The organism is Afipia broomeae ATCC 49717 (assembly GCF_000314675.2).
Taxonomy (GTDB): Bacteria; Pseudomonadota; Alphaproteobacteria; order Rhizobiales; family Xanthobacteraceae; genus Afipia; species Afipia broomeae.
Map to the genome: position 1 here is coordinate 963714 of NZ_KB375284.1, position 15756 is coordinate 979469.

Sequence of the window (15756 nt, forward strand, 5' to 3'; positions counted from 1 at the left end):
GTCGATCGTCATTGCCGGGCTTGACCCGGCAATCCATCGTCCGCATCAGCGGACAATCTCACTATAAAGATCGTTCCAATCAGGATTCTGTGCGACGATTAGATCGATCTTCCACTCGCGCGACCAGTGTTTGATGTTTTTTTCGCGCTGGTGCGGCAGCGATAGTGTCGTGCTGCTCGAAATAAACGAGCGTTTTAACGTCGTAGCGTTTGCTGAAACTCTCGGCGAGTCCTTCACGGTGTTCGTAGATGCGGCGTATCAGATCGTTGGTGACGCCCACATACAGCGTGCCGCCCGGCCTGTTGGCAAGGATGTAAACCCAATAACTCATTCGAAGATGATGGATTGCCGGGTCAAGCCCGGCAATGACGATCTTCAATTTTGTCGGATCGCGGGCACCCTCTCCCACAAGGGGAGAGGGGAAAGTGCATTCACGTCATAACAGCAAACTTACACCCGCATCGGCATCAGCACGTAAAGCGCGCCTTTGGAGTCCTTGTCCTGCACGAGTGTGGGCGAGCCGGGATCGGCCAGCCGCAGCACCGCGACCTCGCCTTCGATCTGCGCCGCGATGTCGAGCAGGTAGCGCGAATTGAAGCCGATATCGAGCGCATCGGCGGCGTACTCGACTTCGAGTTCTTCCGTCGCGCTGCCGGAATCCGGATTGGTCACGGACAGCACGAGCTTGCCGGCGGACAGCGCCAGTTTGACGGCGCGGCCGCGCTCGGAGGAGATCGTCGAGACGCGGTCCACCGCCGCCTCGAAATCCTTCTTGTCGACGATCAGTTCCTTGTCGTTGTTCTGCGGAATGACGCGGCCGTAGTCGGGGAATGTGCCGTCGATCAGTTTCGAGGTCAGCACAACATCGCCGATGGTGAAGCGAATCTTGCCCTGCGACAGCTCGATCTTCAGCTCGGCCTCGTTGTCTTCGATCAGGCGCTGCACTTCGCCCACGGTCTTGCGGGGCACGATCACGCCCGGCATACCGTCGGCGCTCTTCGGCAACGGCAGGTCGACCTGTGCGAGGCGATGGCCGTCGGTCGCGACCGCGCGCAGCGTCGCGGCCTTGGCGGTGCCTGCTGCGTGCAGATAGATACCGTTGAGATAGTAGCGGGTTTCTTCGGTCGAGATCGCAAACTGGGTGCGGTCGATCAGCCGCTTCATGTCAGCGGCGGCCAGCGTGAACGAATGGGTCATGTCCCCGGCGGCAAGATCGGGAAAGTCACTTTCCGGCAGCGTCTGCAGCGTGAAGCGCGAGCGTCCCGCGCGGATCGCCAGCACGGAGCGATCGCCGTCGCCTTCCAGAACGATCTGTGATCCGTCCGGCAGCTTGCGCACGATGTCGTAGAACATGTGGGCGGGAACGGTGGTCGATCCGCCGGTGCCGGTTTCCGCCGCCAGCGTCTCGGTCACTTCAAGATCGAGGTCGGTGGCCTTCAGGCTGAGGCGCGACTTGTCGGCGCGGATCAGCACATTGCCCAATATCGGAATTGTGTTGCGGCGTTCGACCACGCGATGAACGTGGCTCAGTGATTTGAGGAGTTGCGCCCGCTCGACGGTAACCTTCATGACAATTCCGCCCGATCCCAAGTCCGTATCGTTATTGGAGGTGCCGGACGGCTGGACAGCACGCCGCGGCGACTGAACCCTGCGGACCGGCAAAACGGGAGTTTCGCCGGGGTCCACGGGGGACCGTAAGGTGGCGCGGTTGAGCGGGAAGCGCAAGGGCGAGAGCCGCCGGAAGGCGGCTTTCCCCCTTTGTTATCTCAGGTTTTTCCAAGCCATCCCGGCTGGATCACTCCTGAAGCTGGCGCTTCAGCAGTTCGACCTCGTCGGAGAGGGAGACATCCTTGGCGACCAAGGCCTCGATCTTGCGGACCGCATGCAGGACCGTGGTGTGATCGCGGCCACCGAACCGGCGTCCGATCTCCGGCAGGGAGCGCAGGGTCAGCGTCTTTGCCAGATACATCGCGACCTGACGCGGACGGACCACATTGGCGGTCCGGCGCGATGACAGGAGGTCCGAGCGGCTGACATTGTACTGGCGGGCGACCACGCGCTGGATGTCCTCGATCTTGACCCGCTTCGGCTCCATCGGCCGGACCAGATCGCGGACTTCGCGTTCCGCCATTTCAAGCGTCACGGTGGTGGCGTTGAGCTTGCTGTGAGCAAGGAGACGGTTGATCGCGCCCTCAAGATCACGGCCGTTATGGGTGATGGTTTTCGCGAGATACTCCAGCACCGGCATCGGCACGTCGAAGGTGGCGTGATGTGCCTTCGCGGCCGACACGCGCGACTTCAGGATTTCGAGCCGCAGTTCTTCGCCAAGCGAACCCATCTCGACGACGAGACCGCCAGCGAGCCGCGAGCGCACGCGGTCGTCGAGGCTTTCCAGATCGGACGGCGGCCGGTCGGCGGCAATCACCACCTGACGCCCGGCGTCGATCAGCGCGTTCAGCGTGTGACAGAATTCCGACTGCGTCGACTTGCCCTGCAGGAACTGGAGGTCGTCGATCACCAGCACGTCGATGCCGCGCAGCGCTTCCTTGAAGGCGAGCGCCGTCTGGGATTTCAGCGCGGCGACGAAGCCGTACATGAATTTCTCGGCGGTCAGATACAGCACCTTGCGCTCGGGATTGGAATTCCCGGCCCAGGTGACCGCCTGCAACAGATGGGTTTTGCCGAGGCCGACGCCGGCATGAATATAGAGCGGGTTGAACATCACGCTGTCGCCGCGGCGTCCTTCGGCCACCTGACGTGCAGCAGCATGTGCCAGCGTGTTGGAGCGGCCCATCACGAAGGTCGCGAATGTCAGGCGCGGGTCGAGCGGTGAACCGCCGAGCGCATCGTGGCTCGCCGACACCGGCGCGGTCGCGGTGTTGCGCAGTTCCGGCGCCGGGCGGCTTGCGCCATTGCCGAGCTCCGGCCGGGGCTGGCCCAGCGGCGCCTTGGCGTCCTTCACGGGCGCGGCACAACGCATCGCGGTCCGCACCGTCAGTTCAATGCGCTTCACGCTCGGTGCTTCAGACTGCCAGCAGGCGAGGACCCGGTCGGCATAGTGAGCCTGAATCCAGCTCTTGAGGAACTTGGTCGGAACCGTCATGTGAACGCAGTCGTCATGGATGCGCTCGAGGTCCATGCGGGCAAACCAGCTCGTGTAGAAATCCTCGCCGACATTCGTGCGCAGCCGTCCTTTGAAGCGCGCCCACTGATCGCGTTCGATGTCTGCCAGTTCGATGCCTGTCGGAATTGTTTCTGCCGAGATTGTCATTTGCGTTCTGATCTTCTGATTGAGGTGTGATCCGGCGAGAGCCGTGATGATGTCTGCCGCTGACATGCGTTTCTTCCGTCGTTTGCAGACGCTCCGCCGTTCGGCGCCGATCGCCGCGGGCATTGCTCAGCTTTGGGAAGAAGACGTGTGTCGCGTTAGCGCGGACTGGAATGGGGTGGCGGACCGCAGGGCGCGGCTGGAGTGGTCGCTGAAATGAACTTGCTGGAAATGATTGCTGTAAAGTCGCTGTGCCTGCTCTGACTGCTGGACATAGAAATTCCCCCTCCTGCCACGGGAAAACCATGGCAAGTTGTTATCGCCTTGATCTGGTCTAATCTTTTGTTTTCGCCCGATCAGTTGACTGATCAGGCCGTAGCCGCCGCTTCGTTTCGCCCGTCCAAACCTATCCCCTGCCTTCGAAGCTGGTGGGGTTTTTCCTCTGCGGGATTTCTCGCTTTGTTACGCGGAGCCCGGAAAGTTCCGGTCGCCGCGGCGGAGAAATTTTCACACAGAGGACCGTTCTCACAAATCGTGAGTCCGCGCCCAACCATCGCTAGGAAAGTGCCACTGACTTGCAGACCAACCTTAACTGCATGCCCGCCCAAGAGTCTCAAACCGCGCTGATCAAGAGAGCCGTGGGCGACGCGACGTAATAAGAAATACACGAGGCGCTGCGGCTCGCAACGAAATTGATTTCGCATCGCGCGCTCAAAGCGCGACTTGCCGCAGATGCGAAACACCGAGTGGTTCATGACAAAACAGCAAGGTTTTGAATCTGTGCGGAGATTCGAAAAGTCGGACAACTGTCACAAAACGAGCAATCGGCAAAACTTCCTTCATAAATAATTTAAGATTGATCAGGCGACCCATGCGTTTTCCAACTGCTGTCGCTCACTATGCCGATAAGGCCTTCGTCACGCGTGTTTTTTTGTGATCGGCAGAGCAGGGTAACCCCTGCTCGTGGTTTGGAGTCGGTGCGTCATCGCGCTTGCATTTTCGAAACATCGCAAGCACCGCAAGTGCTGTCAGTGCGCATGTCATGAACGGTGTCGGCGTGCCGCCGCGCATCGGGGAACGTCTGTGTTCATCGTGCAACTGCAAAAAGAAAAAGCCCGGCGTTCGCCGGGCTTTTGCATATCGTCTTTTTGACGGTCAGTTTTTTCGGGACAAACGCGCTGTGGAACTTACTTGGCGAGCTTGGCGATCTGATGCGTCAGGCGCGATACCTTACGGCTCGCGTTGTTCTTGTGAATGATGTTGCGCTGCGCGGCCTGCATCAGATCCGGCTCGGCCTTCTTCATCGCTTCGAGAGCGGCGGCGCGGTCGCCCTTCTTGATCGCTTCTTCGACATTGCGAACCGAACCGCGCATCTGGGTGCGGCGCGATTTGTTGATCAGGGTGCGGCGGGCAATCTTGCGAGTCGCCTTCTTGGCGGAAGTGGTATTGGCCATGGTCTCTCGGTTTCTCTCGGTCCGTCAGACCGCGGCTGTCGTTGTGAGCCGACGGGCTGATCGCTATCGACCGTTCGGCCGATGATGGGTGAAAATCGGTGGTCCTGAAAATGTTCTTCTCAAAGAGCTTGCTTAAAGAACACGCTCTCAAAGAACATCGGCGGCAGGATTGCGCCCGCCGCCAGTTGCGGGTTCTTATAGGGATACTGGCCTGCACCGTCAACGATTTCCGGGCCCATTTTGGGGTTTCCGGGTCCGGCGGGAGGCCCTGCCGATACCGGCGAAGTGATTGAAATAAATGGGGTGAGTGATGATCCGTGGGTTTTTTCGTCTGATTGGGCTGTTTCTGCTGGTTATCGGCTTCCTGTCGCTGGTTTACGACGGGGCCAGGACCATTGCCGACCAGACCCTGCGGATTACGCGCCTCGGCGAGCTCTGGAACGACATCAACCAGGCCAGCCAGCAGTCGTTTCAGACCCTGGTCGAAGGAGTTTCGCCCTTGCTCTGGAACAGCGTGATGAAGCTTCTGCTCAACCAGCCGGCCTGGGCGGTCCTCGGGATTCTGGGTATTCTCCTGATGCTGCTGTTCCGCCCCTCCAAGCCGCTGATCGGTTACTCACGAAATTGAACAGCATTCTGAGTGAGGCGAATTCGCCTGGCGAGCAAATTTCGGGAATGGGTTCGCGCATATTTCAAGGGGTGATGCCGGACATATGATGAGCAGGCGGCGCGTAACGCTCTGACAATTGCTGCGTACAGGCCCATATATAGAGACGCGAACCCGCAAGGAGCACGCCATGTTCTTCTCCCGCAAGCCCCTCGATCTGCCAAGCGCCGCCGATGCCCTGCCGGGCCGCGCGACCGCGCTGCCGACGGCCAAGACCCATTTCGTCAACGGACACGCGCTGAAGGGCCCTTATCCCGCCGGCTTCGAGACTGCGATTTTCGGTCTCGGCTGCTTCTGGGGCGCCGAGCGCAAGTTCTGGGAAATGGACGGCGTCTATGTCACCGCTGTCGGCTATGCCGGCGGGTCGACACCGAACCCGACCTATGAAGAGACCTGCTCGGGCCGCACCGGCCACACCGAAGCGGTGCTGGTGGTGTTCGATCCGAACAAGGTGTCTTACGACGCATTGCTGAAGACGTTTTGGGAAAGCCACGATCCGACCCAGGGCATGCGCCAGGGCAACGACATCGGCACGCAGTACCGCTCGGCGATCTACACCACCAGCGACGCGCAGACGAAGGCGGCGCTGGCCTCGAAGGATGCCTACAACAAGGCGCTCAACGCCAAGCGGTATGGTTCGATCACCACCGAGATCAAGCCGGCCGGCGAGTTCTACTTTGCCGAGCACTATCATCAGCAATATCTGGCGAAGAATCCTGCCGGGTACTGCGGCCTCGGTGGAACCGGCGTGTCGTGCCCGATTGGAGTGGGCGTGAGCGCATAACGCATGATCCGGCAAAGTGTGAACCGGTTTTCCGATCAGATCATGCGCAACTAACCCCGCGCTTACCCTTTGTTAACCATAAATGCTGCAAACCGGGCCTGTCTCTCGTCACGAGGGCAGGCCCGGAGCGTTTGATGCGTGCGTCGCGGTTATCGCTGATCGCTGTCGTTATTGGTGCGCTCGCGCTGACGGGCTGCATGCAGACATCCGCGTCTGTGACGACCGGCTACGCGCCGGTCGATGAGCCTTACCGGCTCGACGCCGGAGACAAATTGCGCATCGTGGTCTACGGCCAGGAAGGTCTCACCAACACCTATGCGGTTGGCGCCAGCGGAGCGATTACCATGCCGCTGATCGGCTCGGTGCCTGCGCGCGGACTGACGCCCGCCGAGCTTGCTGCTGCCGTGACGGCGCGGCTGAAGCGGGGTTATCTGCGCGAGCCGTATGTGGCGGCGGAAGTCGAGAGCTATCGGCCGTTCTTCATCCTTGGGGAAGTCACCGCACCCGGCCAATATCCCTACGTGCCCAACATGACGGTCGAGAGCGCGGTTGCCATCGCCGGCGGCTTCACGCCGCGCGCGGAGCGCAAGGCCATCAAGCTGACCCGCGTTGGTGAAGGCGGCGCGGCGCAGGCGGTGGTGCCGCCCGGCACCTTCCTAAAGCCCGGCGACACCATCTCGGTTGCCGAACGCTGGTTCTGATACGTCTCTATTTCAAGTTCTTGCTGAAGAACGCCAGGCTGCGCTGCCAGGCGAGATCCGAGCTCGGCTTGTCGTAACTGGCGCGCTCGTCGCAGCCGAAACCGTGCTGCGCGCCGGGATAAATCAGCACCTCGACCTCAGGCCGCTTCGCCTTGATGATCTCGACATCGCTCAAGGGAATGCCGGTGTCCTTCTCGCCGAAGTGCAACTGCGTCGGCACGGTGGGTTTGTCATCGGCGAAGCGGACCACGGCGCCGCCGTAATAGCCGACAGCAGCACTCAGGCCCGAGAGCTTCGTTGCGGCCGCATAGGCGATGCTGCCGCCGAGACAAAAACCTATGATGCCGACCGGGCCGATGTCTTTCACCGCGTCGATGGCGGCCTGCGTGTCGCGCAGCATCGCCGGCCAATCGGGACTGGCGACGAATTTCCGCGCCACCGCGACTTCATCCGGCGAATATCCCGACTGAAAGTCCGGCTCGATGCGATCGAAGATCGCAGGTGCGATGGCAACGTAGCCTTCGTTCGCCAGCCGGTCGCAGATGTTGCGGATGTGGGAATTGACCCCGAAGATTTCCTGGATCACGACAATCGCGCCTTTCGGTGCGCCAGCCGGATCGGCGCGATAGGCGCCGAGCTTGAATCCATCCGAGGCGGTCAACGTGATCGTCTGTCCCATGCGGACGTCCTTCCATCAGATATCGGAAATGCTACGGCGAATAGGATGCAGGCTTATCGCCACATCCAGTTGCGGCTCCAGTCGGCCTTCCAGCCGGTGAGGCGCCCGCCGCGGAACTGCAGATAAAGCGGGTCGTCGCGGAACGACCATCGCGCGCCGACATTGCGGATCACCAGAAAAATCTCGTCGCCGGGCCGCCCGCTCACATAACTCAGCGGCTGTCCCAGGGCGTCGGTCGCGTCCTCCACGCTCATGCCGAACACCAGCGGCGTGTGGTTGGACAGCGTCGTGGTGAAGGGAGAAGGCGGCAGCCGCTCCGCGCGCGCATCCACCGGGGTATGCACAAGAGCGATGGCGACAAGCGGGGCGAACAACACTAGTTTCATGGACAAAGTGTTCTTCGGTTTGCTGCCCAAGGCAAGCCGGAAGGTTCAAGAAAACTCCGGGGAAGGATCAACTTTTTGTCGGGTTTGCGGATAGGCGCGGGATCGGCGTGGTGGGGTGACCGCATCGAGCCGGCGAAACTCAACGCCGAGCAGGGCGATCTCGATTATCTCTGTTTCGAGACCATGGCGGAGGCGACCGTCTCGGCGGCGCAGGTGCGCAAGCGGCGGGATCCGTCGTTCCCCGGATATGACACCTATCTCGACGACCGCATGAAAGCGGTGCTGCCGGGCTGTCTCAAGCGCGGCACCAGGATCATCAGCAATCAGGGCTGGATCAATCCGGACGGCGCGGCGCAGCGCATCGTCGAACTGCTGCGCGAACACGGCGCGCGCGGAAAGAAGGTGGCGGCGGTTTCCGGCAGTCTTATTACCGACCGGATCGCAAAGCTTGGCGGCACCATTCTGGAAAACGGTGCGCCGGTCAGTTCCATCGCATCGGAGATCATTTCGGCGGAAGCGTATCTCGGCGCGGAGCCCATCGCCGAAGCCTTGCGGCAGGGCGCGGACATTGTCATCACCGGGCGGGTCGCCGATCCGTCCCTGTTTCTCGCGCCGATGATGCACGAATTCGGCTGGCGCGCGGATGACTTTGCGAAACTCGGCGCGGGCAGCGGCCTCGGGCATCTGCTTGAGTGTGGCGCCCAGGTGACCGGCGGCTATTTCGCCGATCCCGGCTTCAAGGATGTGTCGAATCCGTGGGATCTGGCTTTTCCGATTGCCGAGGTTGAGAGCGACGGCAGCGCCGTAATCGCGAAAGTTGCGGGTACCGGCGGCGCGATCAACGCCATGACAGTGAAAGAGCAGATGCTCTACGAGGTGCACGACCCGGCGAACTACATCACACCGGACGTTGTGGTCGATTTCACCACGGCTGCGCTGGAACAGGCCGGTCCGGACCGCATGCGGGTCCGCAACATTGGCGGCAAGCCGCGGACAGCGACACTCAAAGTGTCGATGGGCTGCATGGAAGGCTTCATCGGCGAGGACATGTTCTTCTATGCCGGCCCCGGCGCGCTGCGCCGTGCGCAACTGGCGAAGACAATCCTCGAAGAGCGGTTTCGCATCGTTGATCTCAAGGCAGACGATCTGCGGATCGATTTCCTTGGCGTCAACGCTATCCATGGCGAGGCTACGCCACAGGACGCGCCGGAGCCCTATGAAATCGCGGTACGTGTCGCCGCGCGTTGCAAGACGCGCGAGGAAGCCCTGAAAGTCGGCCGCGAGATCGACGGCATGGCGGTGTCCGGCGTCGGGATGACCGGCAAGCGGGTGCCGCATCAGGACCGCGCCCGCGAGATCATCGGCGTGTGGTCCACTCTGGTGCCGCGCGAGAAGGTCGCCCCGGTCATCACCTGGTATGAGAGCTGACCCATGCTGATCAAACTTGAGCGCGTGGCGCATGTGCGGTCCGGCGACAAGGGCAACACGTCGAATATCGCGGTGATCGCCTATCGCGACGAATTTTACCCGCTGCTGAAAGCGCAATTGACTGCGGCAAAGTTCAAGTCGTTCTATCGCGGCGCGATCAAGGGCGATGTTACGCGCTATGAGGCGGACAATCTGGCGGCCCTGAATTTCGTCGCGGAGGGTGCGCTCGGCGGCGGCGTCTCGCGCAGCCTCAGCCTCGACAACTACGGCAAGGCGCTGTCGGCGGCGATCCTTGGCTTTCCGATCGAAGTGCCGGAGCAATACTCCAATCTGCTGCGCGGCGGATAAACTTCGACCCGCATCGAAACAACGATTGTCTGATATGAGCAAGTATCTGGCTACGAACGAAAAGTGCTCCCTCTCCCCGGCGGGGAGAGGGTTGGGGTGAGGGGATCTCAATCTATCGAGAGATTCTACGCCCTCACCCGGCACGCTTTGCGTGCCGACCTCTCCCCACGGGAGAGGTGAGTCATTGCTAACCGATACTTTTGGAAAAGAACGTTATAGGCCGACATGACCCTCGCCATCGAGACGCCACGATCGCGCACCGCGACCAATCTGGTGCTGCTGGTTCTGCTGGCGACGCTGTGGGGCGCGGCCTACACGCTGGTCAAGATCGGCGTCGAGACGATTCCGCCGCTGACCTTCATTTCCGGGCGTACGCTCATCGCAGGCGGCATCCTGTTGGCGATCATGCGCCTGCGCGGCATAACCCTGCCGCGCGATCCGGTGGTGTGGAAGCGGTTCATGATTCAGGCCTGCCTCAACAGCGTGGTGCCCTTCACGCTGATCGCCTATGCGGAAACCCATGTTGGCGCAGGCCTCGCGACCATCCTGGGCTCGAACGCGCCGATCTTCGCGTTCCTGCTGGCGCTGCTATTCGTGCGTCACGAGCGTCCCACCCTGCGGCAATCGTTCGGTGTGGCGGCAGGTCTCACCGGAATTTGTCTCGTGGTGGGCGTCGATGCGCTGAACGGGTTGGGACAGGATGTCATCGCCCAGCTTGCGCTGGTGCTCTCTGCGGTCATGTTTGGTGCCGCCGCGCTGTTCGGGCGCAATTTCAACGGGCTCGATCCGATGGTGCCGGCCGCCGGATCGATGATCTGCGGCGCGGTCATGCTGACGCCGCTCAGCCTCATCGTCGACCGGCCATGGACGTTGACGCCGTCGGCGGCCTCTGTTGCGGCGTGGATTGCGCTGGCGGCATTTTCCACGGCGCTCGCCTTTGTGATCTATTTCCGGCTGATCCAGACGCTGGGATCGGTCGGCACCACAGCACAGGCCTATCTGCGCGTGCCGCTGGGTGTCGGGCTTGGTGTGGTGGCTCTGGGCGAAACGCTGTCGCCAACTGTCTGGATCGGTCTTGTTTGCGTCATCGTGGGCATCGCTGCGATGACGATTCCGCAGCGCACGGCCGGCTCCTCATAACGTCACAAATTTGAATCGCATGTCGCGCTGCACAAAGAAGCAGCCATGCGCCTCATTTTGTTTTGATCGATTCCAATTTCGTTGCCAGCGATTGAAAACCCGATCATGCTTCCGCCCGCTCGCTTCTGACCGGTGCGTGGCGGGCGGACGACCTCGATGTGAGTCATCGCCGTAAGCGATGTCGTGCACCGGCGGGGAAACGCAAAAATGCCGACGATCAGCATTAACGGACGGAATGTGTCCGTCGACGCGGCGAATGATACGCCGCTGCTCTGGGTTATCCGCGAACAACTCCAGATGACCGGTACGAAATTCGGCTGCGGCGCGGGTCTTTGCGGCGCATGCACTGTTCATGTCAACGGCGAAGCCGTGCGCTCCTGCCAGACCGCGCTCAGCGAAGTCGCCGGCAAGAAGATCACCACCATCGAAGGCTTGAGCGCCAAGGGCGATCATCCGTTGCAGAAGGCCTGGATTCTCGAGCAGGTGCCGCAGTGCGGCTACTGCCAGTCCGGCCAGATCATGCAGGCGGCATCGCTGCTCGCCAAGAACACCAATCCCACCAAGGATGAAGTGGTCGCGCACATGGACGGCAATCTGTGCCGCTGCATGACCTACTCGCGAATTCAGAAGGCCATCATGCGGGCCGCCAACGATATGCGCACCGCGTCCAACGCGCCAGCCGACCGGAGGGCAACATGAACAAGCACCTCAAGGTCAATTCATCGACCGATCTCAGCCGCCGCTCGTTCATTGTCGGCACCTCCGCCGCGGGTCTGGCGCTCGGCTTTGCATCCGTTCCGGGATCGAGCGCGCTGGCCGCGCCCGCCGCATTCGATCCAAGCGTGTGGTACTCCATCGCGCCGGACGGTCTCGTCACCGTGACCTGCGGCAAGGCCGACATGGGGCAACACATCGCGTCCACCATGGCGCAGCTTGTGGCTGAAGAACTTGGCGCAAGCTGGAAGGACATGCGGGTTCAACTCGCCTCCAACGATCCGAAGTACAACGATCCGGTTCTTGGCGCGCAGATCACCGGCGGCTCGTGGAGCACCATGATGAACTTCGACGCCATGAGCCGCGCGGGTGCCGCGGGCCGCATTGCGTTGACCGAAGCTGCGGCAGGAATCATGGGCGTGCCGGCGGGTGAACTGGTGGTGCGCGATTCCACGATCTCGCATCCGAAGTCGAAGAAGTCGCTGACCTTCGCGGAGATCGTGAAGAGCGGCAAGGCGACCAAGAAGTTCTCGGTGGATGAACTGAAAGCGCTCAAGCTGAAGACGCCGGATCAGTACACGCTGGTCGGCCAGTCGATCCCGCAGATCGATATTCCGTCAAAGACCAACGGCACGGCGAAGTACGGCATCGATACTTTCCTGCCCGGCATGGTCTACGGCAAGATCGTGATGCCGCCCGTGCGCTACGGCGCGACGGTGAAGTCGGTGGATGACAGCGCGGCGAAGAAGGTGCCGGGCTTCATCAAGGCGGTGACGCTGGACGACAAGACCGGCACCACCACAGGCTGGGTGGTGGCAGTGGCCAACACCTATGCCAACGCCAAGAAGGCAGCGGAGGCGCTCAAGGTCACCTACGACAACGGGCCTAATGCCAAGGTCTCCAGCGAATCCCTGCTGGCGGAAGCCAAGCGTTTGCAGGCCGACAACACGTCGGGGCTGTTCTTTGTCAAGAACGGCGATACGGCGGAAGCGCTTGGCAAGGCATCGAAGGTGATGGAGGCGGAATACACCACCAACATCAACATCCATGCGCCGATGGAGCCGATGAATGCCACGGCCGAACTGAAGGGCGATATCTGGCATGTCTACACCGGCAATCAGTTCGCCACCCGCTCGGGCGCGATCGCGGCCGGTGCGCTTGGTGTCGATCCGAAGTTCATCGTCATGCATCAGGCCTGGCTGGGCGGCGGCTTCGGCCGGCGTCTCGACGGCGACATGCTGATTCCGGCGGTGCTTGCAGCGAAGGCCGTCGGCAAGCCGGTGAAGGTCATCTACTCGCGCGAGGACGACACCACCATGGATTTCTCGCGTCCATTGACCTTCCAGAAGATCAAGGCCGGTCTCGACGACAGCGGCAAGCTGGTGGCGTTCAATCATGACGTTGTCAGCGCCTGGCCGACCAAGCGATGGGGCATTCCGGCGTTCCTGTCGCCGGATGTCGAGAAGAAGGGCGCGCTCGATGCCTTCACGGTGAACGGCGCGGACTTCTTTTATACGGTGCCCAACCACAATGTCCGCGCCATCATCAACGAACTGGCGCAGTCGGCGACGCCGTCGGGCCAGTTGCGCTCGGTGGCTCCCGGCTGGACCTTCTGGGCGGTGGAAAGCATGCTCGACGAGCTCGCGGTGGCGGCGGGGAAAGACCCGGCGCAATTCCGCATCGACATGCTCGACGGCGCCGGCGCCAATGCCGGCGGCGCGCAGCGGCTGCGCAACACGCTGCTGGCCGCGATGGGTCTCGCCGGTTACGGCACCAAGAAGCTGCCGAAGGGTGAAGGCATGGGGGTCGCCTGCGTGTCGTCGCAGGAACGCGCCACCGCGAGCTGGACGGCGTGTGTCGCCCATGTCGCGGTGAACGACAGCGGCGAGGTGAAAGTGAAGAAACTCACCGTGGCCACCGATGTCGGCACCCAGGTCAATCCGGACGGCATCCGCGCCCAGGTCGAGGGCGCGGCGCTGTGGGGCATGTCGCTGGCGCTGTTCGAGAAGGCCACCATGAAGGATGGCGCGATCGAGCAGACCAACTTCGACACCTACACCCCGATGCGGATGAGCCAGATCCCGGAGGTGGCGATTGCCGTCATCGCCAATGGCGAACCCGCGACGGGTGTCGGCGAACCTGCGGTGACGGTGGTGGCGCCGGCTCTGGCCAATGCCATTCACAACGCGGTCGGTGCCCGCGTTCGCTCGCTGCCGATCACGGCAGATGCAGTGAAGGCCGGCATGAAGAAGGCGTGACCGTTGGTTCGATGGCGAGATTATCATGCGCGGGCTTGACCCGCGCGTGACATCTGAAAATCCCGGAAAACCGGAGGCATCGTTACGGATGCTTCCGGTTTTGTTTGCTGCGGTGGCTTGCTTCAGATCATTGACCGGCAGCAGCCGCTCCCGCAATCTGGCGCAATGACGGGTAAACGAGAGGACAGGGGTGTCCGGACGCGGGAAAATCTGGAAAAGGCGCTGCTGCCGATTCTGATTTTCGCGCCGTCGGTCACCGTGCTGTGCTGGATAGCGGCCTGGATCTTTCGAGACGAATTTGTCTTCAAGGCCGTGCTGATCGGGCTTGGGTGTTTCGCCGTTGTGCTTGGCGTCGTGGCGTGCCTGCTCGTGCTGCTGAAGCGGATCGACCGTGGCGGTTGATCGTCCTAAGGCTTCTAGACCGGCACCTTTCGACGCGTCATGAAATCCACCACGCGGTCGGGCGTCAGAGCGCGGCCAATGGGGCCAAGATGGGCGACGACGCTGACACTGTAGCGCGTGTGCGGATGTTTCGCCGTCGCAGCCTTGAAAACGATGCGCGCGACAGTCTCTGCGGACATCACTCCGAGTTTCTCGGGGTTGAGGAAATCGCGCATGTAGGCTGCGAGCCGCTGCTTGAAAAAGACATAGGGACTGTCCGGCCCGGTATCTGGAATCTGTTTCAGCAGCGTCGCCGCGAAGCGCGTGGCGATGGGACCCGGCAGCACATTGACGACGTCGATGCCGAACGGTTCGACCTCCGGGCGCAGAGCGTCGGTCAGCGCTTCGATGGCGAATTTCGTGGCGTGATACGCGCCGCCGCCGATCGAGGAGACGCGTCCTGCGACCGAGCTGACATTGACGATCCGGCCATGCCCGGCGCGGCGCATCGCCGGCAGCGCCAGTTGCGACAGTCGGAGGCCGCCGAAGACGTTGGTTTCGAATTGCAGCCGCAGCGCGTCGAGCGAAATCTCTTCCAGCGGACCGTACTGGCCGTAGCCCGCATTATTGACCAGAATTCCGACCGCGCCGAATTCGCGCTCAATGCCTTCCACCGCGGTGCGCCGCGCTACTTCATCGGTGACATCGAGCGCCAGTGTGCGGCAGCCGAGCGCGCGGAGGTCATCGAGCGCGGACATATCCCGTGCCGTGGCGAACGTCTCATAGCCTGCCTTGCGGAAGATTTTCGCGGCGGCATGGCCGACACCGCTCGAGCATCCGGTGATGAGCACCGGGCCGCCTGCATTTTTGTCGCGGGCCGGCGTCATTTGCGGCGCGCGGTTTTCTTCTTGCGCTTCGCGGCGGGCGCGGAAGCCTTGACGCTTCTGCGCAATGCCTCCCGCAGGTCTTTCGGCACGCCGTGTTTCTTCAGCAGGTCGGCGAAGGATTCATCGGCGAGTTCCTGAAGCGTCGCCATCCGGTCGCGGCCAAGTTGCACGAGAGCCTGGTAGGTCCCGTCGTCGAATTCGATAACCTTGCGCATGCCAACCCTCGTATGACCGGGCGTTCAAGCCGTCATCATACAAGGGGTTTCATCGGTTCGGTCAACGCTTTCAGCGCGCGACAAGAGCGGCCACGAACAATACGCTGGCTGCGGCCGAGGCAATCGTCCGGCCGGTTGCCGCGGTCATGCGGACATGGTCGGAGACGTCGCGCGCCGCGACGTGATGTCGCAACACTGGCGGCAACCGCCCGTCTGACCATGACACTGATTGCCGCGGCGGTCCGCCACGCCATCACCCTCAAGCCGAAAGAAGCCGAGCGGATGATCGCGCTGTTCAAGCGCATGTTGCCGGATCATCCGGCGGCTCTAGCCTCAATTTTCTTCAGTTGCTCTATCATTCATGCTCACACATTCGTTTCTTGACCGTACAGCGACGCTGGAGGATCGCTTGATCCGCGCAAATAGACCTGGATCGGAGATTACGA

Annotated in this window: 18 protein-coding genes and 1 pseudogene; 10 read left to right on the forward strand and 9 right to left on the reverse strand. The window is 61.8% G+C overall.

From position 1 onward, the window contains the following. Positions 1–45: 45 nt before the first annotated feature. The 5 genes and pseudogenes from HMPREF9695_RS26055 to rpsT form a co-directional block, all read right to left on the reverse strand. Positions 46–331, reverse strand: a pseudogene (locus HMPREF9695_RS26055) (GIY-YIG nuclease family protein). A 119-nt stretch (positions 332–450) separates the two neighbouring features. Then, entirely contained in the window at positions 451–1569 is a 1119-nt protein-coding gene (dnaN, locus tag HMPREF9695_RS24255) for a DNA polymerase III subunit beta (RefSeq protein ID WP_006023565.1), read from the reverse strand. Positions 1570–1795: 226 nt separating this feature from the next. Next, positions 1796–3232, reverse strand: a complete 1437-nt coding sequence (dnaA, locus tag HMPREF9695_RS24260; protein WP_024921221.1) for a chromosomal replication initiator protein DnaA — start codon at positions 3230–3232, stop codon at positions 1796–1798. A gap of 747 nt (positions 3233–3979) precedes the next feature. Next, the gene (locus HMPREF9695_RS26510) at positions 3980–4141 is read right to left on the reverse strand and encodes a hypothetical protein (RefSeq protein WP_157224015.1); all 162 of its coding nucleotides are present in this window, start codon (positions 4139–4141) and stop codon (positions 3980–3982) included. 314 nt (positions 4142–4455) lie between these two features. Further along, entirely contained in the window at positions 4456–4722 is a 267-nt protein-coding gene (rpsT, locus tag HMPREF9695_RS24265) for a 30S ribosomal protein S20 (RefSeq protein ID WP_006023567.1), read from the reverse strand. Between the two features lie 310 nt (positions 4723–5032). Here rpsT and HMPREF9695_RS24270 point away from each other — a divergent pair, with 310 nt between their 5' ends. The 3 genes from HMPREF9695_RS24270 (at position 5033) to HMPREF9695_RS24280 (ending at position 6874) form a co-directional block, all read left to right on the forward strand. Further along, positions 5033–5350: a hypothetical protein gene (locus HMPREF9695_RS24270; RefSeq protein ID WP_006023569.1), complete on the forward strand. Its 318-nt coding sequence runs from the start codon at positions 5033–5035 to the stop codon at positions 5348–5350. A 169-nt stretch (positions 5351–5519) separates the two neighbouring features. Then, positions 5520–6173 carry a peptide-methionine (S)-S-oxide reductase MsrA gene (msrA, locus tag HMPREF9695_RS24275; RefSeq protein ID WP_006023570.1) on the forward strand — a complete coding sequence of 218 codons (654 nt, stop codon included), beginning with the start codon at positions 5520–5522 and terminating at the stop codon, positions 6171–6173. A gap of 134 nt (positions 6174–6307) precedes the next feature. Then, on the forward strand, positions 6308–6874 hold the full coding sequence (locus HMPREF9695_RS24280) for a polysaccharide biosynthesis/export family protein (RefSeq protein WP_006023571.1): 567 nt from the start codon (positions 6308–6310) through the stop codon (positions 6872–6874). Positions 6875–6881: 7 nt separating this feature from the next. Here the strand turns inward: HMPREF9695_RS24280 and HMPREF9695_RS24285 are convergent, their stop codons facing one another. Together HMPREF9695_RS24285 and HMPREF9695_RS24290 are read right to left on the reverse strand one after the other, a co-directional pair. Next, entirely contained in the window at positions 6882–7553 is a 672-nt protein-coding gene (locus tag HMPREF9695_RS24285) for a dienelactone hydrolase family protein (protein WP_006023572.1), read from the reverse strand. A 53-nt stretch (positions 7554–7606) separates the two neighbouring features. Next, the gene (locus tag HMPREF9695_RS24290) at positions 7607–7939 is read right to left on the reverse strand and encodes a hypothetical protein (protein WP_006023573.1); all 333 of its coding nucleotides are present in this window, start codon (positions 7937–7939) and stop codon (positions 7607–7609) included. 75 nt (positions 7940–8014) lie between these two features. On the opposite strand from HMPREF9695_RS24290, the gene HMPREF9695_RS24295 reads away from it, so the two are divergent. From HMPREF9695_RS24295 to HMPREF9695_RS24320, 6 genes are all read left to right on the forward strand, one after another. Continuing rightward, positions 8015–9367, forward strand: coding sequence for an acyclic terpene utilization AtuA family protein (locus HMPREF9695_RS24295; RefSeq protein ID WP_006023574.1), 1353 nt, complete (start codon positions 8015–8017; stop codon positions 9365–9367). Positions 9368–9370: 3 nt separating this feature from the next. Next, on the forward strand, positions 9371–9715 hold the full coding sequence (locus tag HMPREF9695_RS24300) for an AtuA-related protein (RefSeq protein WP_006023575.1): 345 nt from the start codon (positions 9371–9373) through the stop codon (positions 9713–9715). A gap of 225 nt (positions 9716–9940) precedes the next feature. Beyond that, the gene (locus HMPREF9695_RS24305) at positions 9941–10855 is read left to right on the forward strand and encodes a DMT family transporter (protein ID WP_006023576.1); all 915 of its coding nucleotides are present in this window, start codon (positions 9941–9943) and stop codon (positions 10853–10855) included. Between the two features lie 207 nt (positions 10856–11062). Further along, the gene (locus tag HMPREF9695_RS24310) at positions 11063–11554 is read left to right on the forward strand and encodes a (2Fe-2S)-binding protein (RefSeq protein ID WP_006023577.1); all 492 of its coding nucleotides are present in this window, start codon (positions 11063–11065) and stop codon (positions 11552–11554) included. Then, entirely contained in the window at positions 11551–13827 is a 2277-nt protein-coding gene (locus tag HMPREF9695_RS24315) for a xanthine dehydrogenase family protein molybdopterin-binding subunit (protein ID WP_006023578.1), read from the forward strand. The genes HMPREF9695_RS24310 and HMPREF9695_RS24315 overlap by 4 nt, the downstream gene beginning before the upstream one ends. Positions 13828–13992: 165 nt before the next feature. Next, on the forward strand, positions 13993–14229 hold the full coding sequence (locus HMPREF9695_RS24320) for a hypothetical protein (RefSeq protein WP_006023579.1): 237 nt from the start codon (positions 13993–13995) through the stop codon (positions 14227–14229). A 14-nt stretch (positions 14230–14243) separates the two neighbouring features. Here HMPREF9695_RS24320 and HMPREF9695_RS24325 read toward each other — a convergent pair whose 3' ends face one another. Both HMPREF9695_RS24325 and HMPREF9695_RS24330 read right to left on the reverse strand, forming a co-directional pair. Continuing rightward, positions 14244–15095 (reverse strand): SDR family NAD(P)-dependent oxidoreductase, encoded by an 852-nt coding sequence (locus HMPREF9695_RS24325; RefSeq protein WP_006023580.1) that lies wholly within the window; start codon positions 15093–15095, stop codon positions 14244–14246. After that, positions 15092–15310: a hypothetical protein gene (locus tag HMPREF9695_RS24330; protein ID WP_006023581.1), complete on the reverse strand. Its 219-nt coding sequence runs from the start codon at positions 15308–15310 to the stop codon at positions 15092–15094. Before HMPREF9695_RS24330 ends, HMPREF9695_RS24325 begins: the two co-directional genes overlap by 4 nt. A gap of 219 nt (positions 15311–15529) precedes the next feature. On the opposite strand from HMPREF9695_RS24330, the gene HMPREF9695_RS27210 reads away from it, so the two are divergent. Beyond that, complete coding sequence (locus tag HMPREF9695_RS27210; protein ID WP_430648576.1) at positions 15530–15694, forward strand: hypothetical protein; 165 nt, start codon at positions 15530–15532, stop codon at positions 15692–15694. Positions 15695–15756 lie beyond the last annotated feature (62 nt).